This window comes from Microcoleus sp. BM001215392 (assembly GCF_036700185.1).
Taxonomy (GTDB): domain Bacteria; phylum Cyanobacteriota; class Cyanobacteriia; order Cyanobacteriales; family Microcoleaceae; genus Microcoleus.
On record NZ_JAUBOJ010000735.1, the window covers coordinates 1 to 1,230 of the forward strand.

Sequence of the window (1,230 nt, forward strand, 5' to 3'; positions counted from 1 at the left end):
AAATATTAGAGATTAAACCGGAGATTAATTTCAAGCAGCGAGATTCGGGAACTACTCAAGGAAATTACAGCCGCACCATGTCTCAAATCGGCGGGTGAAAATCCCATTAAACCGGAACAAAGAGGAAGGGTAAAACAGATGGCATCAGCTTGGATAGAGTGGGGTAAAGACCGAGGCTACACGATTTATGAACGATGAAGTGCGACAACAAATTTCAGAAATAGCTAGTAATTTTAAACTGTTTGAATGTAAGGCTTGCGCTTCAAGCATTCAAGAGTTTTTAATCCAAAGGTGTATTGCTGGAAAAAAGGTAAAAATTTATACTGGCAGCGCTCTGGGAAAATATGGTAATATTTACCATGATGACATCAAGCAGAATATTGCTACGAATGGACACCATGAAGGGATTGCAGTTAAAATCAGTGGGGAGGAATTAATTTTTGATAATATCCATCCTGAAGGAATTCCTCAACAAGAGTGGCTGGGGAAATTTTATTGTTTAGCACTTGATTTGGGCGGTCAATTTCAGATTGAGGAAATAGAATTTTAGGTAAAAGGAGATAAAAAATGTTAGATTTATACGCTTTATTAGAAAAAATCAAACAAAGAGCGTCTTTATACTTAGGAAAAAAATCGCTCAGCCATCTCCACGTTTTTTTAGATGGCTATACCTTTGCGCGTCGTCAACTTGGTATTTCTATCACAGAACAAGAAAAACAGTTTGAGGAGTTTCAAGAGTGGATAGAAAATCGATTTAATCAAGCAGATACTCAATCTTGGAGTCGGATTATTCTTTTTTATGCTGAGGATGAAGCAGATGCACTAAATCGTTTCTTTGATTTATTTGAAGAATTTAAGAATTGTGAAAAGTTGCCAAAAGATAATGCAACAAATAACTACGAAATGTCGGATAATTTGAGTGTTGTAGCTGGAAATACTTGAGCGCGATCTCGATTTCTCCTTGGAATTCCTTGTAAATCGGTGGCTAAAGCTCCCCTCCCAAGACTTGTTGGGCCGTCAAGTTCAACTGCGGAAAAGTCGGCGATATCAGCGCTTGTTCCCCTTGAAAAATCCCAACTTCGACATACTCACCTGATTCTAGTCGTAGAACCGCTACTATCTCCTCTTGAGGGTCAACAATCCAATACTCAGGGATGCCCCGCGCTGCATATTGGGCTCGTTTACTAATGTAATCGCGATCGCGCCCAATTCTCCCAGGACTAACAACCT

At 39.4% G+C, this 1,230-nt stretch carries 3 protein-coding genes and 1 pseudogene; 3 read left to right on the plus strand and 1 reads right to left on the minus strand.

Annotated features, from left to right (window positions below; genetic code table 11):
• The 3 genes and pseudogenes from QT974_RS34525 to QT974_RS34535 all read left to right on the plus strand — a co-directional run.
• Nucleotides 1–98: pseudogene (locus tag QT974_RS34525) on the plus strand (cyclic pyranopterin phosphate synthase MoaA); the annotation flags it as partial.
• Nucleotides 99–187: 89 nt separating this feature from the next.
• Entirely contained in the window at nt 188–550 is a 363-nt protein-coding gene (locus QT974_RS34530) for a papain fold toxin domain-containing protein (RefSeq protein WP_333472844.1), read from the plus strand.
• A 17-nt stretch (nt 551–567) separates the two neighbouring features.
• Nucleotides 568–942, plus strand: a complete 375-nt coding sequence (locus QT974_RS34535) for a hypothetical protein (RefSeq protein ID WP_333472845.1) — start codon at nt 568–570, stop codon at nt 940–942.
• A 43-nt stretch (nt 943–985) separates the two neighbouring features.
• Here the strand turns inward: QT974_RS34535 and QT974_RS34540 are convergent.
• Nucleotides 986–1,230, minus strand: a 245-nt coding sequence (locus QT974_RS34540; protein ID WP_333472846.1) for a Uma2 family endonuclease, incomplete at its 5' end; no start/stop codon positions are given.

Excerpts from the sequence above, each read along its gene's own strand:
- QT974_RS34535 (WP_333472845.1), top strand. The coding sequence starts at position 568 with ATGTTAGATTTATACGCTTTATTAGAAAAAATCAAACAAAGAGCGTCT.
- QT974_RS34530 (WP_333472844.1), top strand. The coding sequence starts at position 188 with ATGAACGATGAAGTGCGACAACAAATTTCAGAAATAGCTAGTAATTTT.